This window comes from Pseudoalteromonas sp. PS5 (assembly GCF_004103255.1).
GTDB classification, from domain to species: Bacteria; Pseudomonadota; Gammaproteobacteria; order Enterobacterales; family Alteromonadaceae; genus Pseudoalteromonas; species Pseudoalteromonas peptidolytica.
Map to the genome: position 1 here is coordinate 1 of NZ_RCSQ01000260.1, position 1,896 is coordinate 1,896.

The 1,896-nt window shown below is 38.1% G+C and carries 2 protein-coding genes; both read right to left on the reverse strand.

Annotation, left to right across the window (positions count from 1 at the left end; all coding sequences use genetic code 11):
- Window positions 1-150: 150 nt before the first annotated feature.
- Complete coding sequence (locus D9603_RS21535) at window positions 151-657, reverse strand: tetratricopeptide repeat protein (protein WP_128732855.1); 507 nt, start codon at window positions 655-657, stop codon at window positions 151-153.
- Window positions 658-715: 58 nt separating this feature from the next.
- Window positions 716-1,408 (reverse strand): alpha/beta hydrolase-fold protein, encoded by a 693-nt coding sequence (locus D9603_RS21540; RefSeq protein ID WP_128732856.1) that lies wholly within the window; start codon window positions 1,406-1,408, stop codon window positions 716-718.
- Window positions 1,409-1,896: the final 488 nt, after the last annotated feature.

Consider the following 1,896-nt stretch of genomic DNA (forward strand, 5'->3'; position numbering starts at 1 on the left):
AGTATTTAAGTCAAATTGGTATTAGAGCGATTTTTCATAAGTTAGCAAACTAGTTCTATTCTCAACTCGTTAGCGCCATACAGAAAAATATTTAATTAATGATTACGCTTACACCTCGTTATTTAATTTAGAATCACCAGCCGTTGATAATCACTTTATCGTCGGTGTTATGCTTTTAATGTATTGATTCAGCCTCTTCTTATCATACTCGTTCTTAGCAAGTTTTAACGCGACATTGGCATTTTCTATCGCGTGTTCGCGATTGTTATTCGCCTCATATGCCTTTGCTAATGATTCATAAGCTTGCCAAGATTTAGGCTGATACTTGGTGTAACGTTGAGCGACTTCAATTGCCTCAGCTACTCTGTTTTGCCTGATCAAGTATGTACTAATAAAACCCAGTCTATTTATACTATTCCAGCGAGTTGCTCTGGGCAAAATAGCAAAACCGTAGTGTTGACTTAATTGGTCAAAATATTTATCAAGGTTTTTCAGAGCGTTACCAGGCTTGGCAACAATGTCACGATATTTTGCAGACCAAAGTGATTTTGGGTATTTTATTTCGAGCACATCCAACATGGCTTTTATTAGCGTGTCATAATGTCCTTCATTATCATATATCCGAAGGGTAAAAGGCAGACCTTCTATTTGGCTCAATTTGCTTTTAAGTTTATCTACATTGGTTTGATATTTTTTTTGTTTTTTCAGGTCGTCATCAGCGACCATAAAAAAAGATGAGCGGATTTACTTTTGAGCTCTTAGATAGCCGGGCTGCTAACCCATCCACCATGGTTTTATTTGGCGTGTGTCCCATCCCAATGATATCCGCTGCAGCCAAAAAAATGTAAGTGTCGAACAAGTGTTTGTCATGAATAAGATTATTTAGTGGGAAAAAACTACTTGTCGAAATAGCAACTACACTACGTTTATTGTTTGCGCGATACTGCTTTTCTAGAAAGGGAAAGAGTTCATCTTGGTAAAACTGATGATACATATCTGGCTCTCCCCATGAAGGCCATTTATTACTTGGCTGATTACCGAACATATTGTTGTGATAAATGTCAGGGGAGGGGCTTCCTCCATCAACACTTACAACAATAGTTTCTGGCATCCGCTCAACATCAGCCAAATGTTTAACGATCCCATTCACGGTATGAAAATACTGATGACCATGTTTACCAACAATAAAAATAACCGGATAAGTGTGATGTTCAGAAGAGAGAGCAAAGTTGCTAGGCAACGAAATTTTGAGAGGAATTTCCTTGTTTAAGATTTCTGATTTTAATAATAGCTCTTTCCCTATTACTACAGGGCTTCGGTCACTCACTGTTATCGCTGCTTCACAGAGCATGGAAACGGACAAAAATATGAATAGACTAAAAGACTTAATACTCTTTAATACGCTCACAGATACCTCCTAGTATTTAACTTATATAGCCTGCTTTGATGTTGCCACCTAGTTGCCATAACACCTATCTGTAAGTATTTTTAATCGACAATTGAGGTGACCCAAAGTTTACAACTGGCTTCTGTACCCAGACGCTTATACTGAGAAGCAAAGCGAATTATCTATATTAGTAACAGCATTTGATAACTATTGTCCAATAAGCAACGTTAAACAGAGCTGTGAACGCTAAACCTATCAATAATCGCATTGATACTTAGAAAATGAAGGCGTGAAATACTTACTTAATCTAGTCTATCCTCAACGTTTGCGTAACTGTCCTAACGCCCACTAGTCGAATGCTGCGGCTTACAGCTAGCCTATCAGAGCATGATCCTCCTGTGTATCTGAGGGTTGCTCATAAATAATCTAATACCAATTTGCTTAATTAAGTGGTCTATTTTGAGGCGAGAAAATCTTGTCGATAACTCCGCTACCGCGTCCTGCAATCG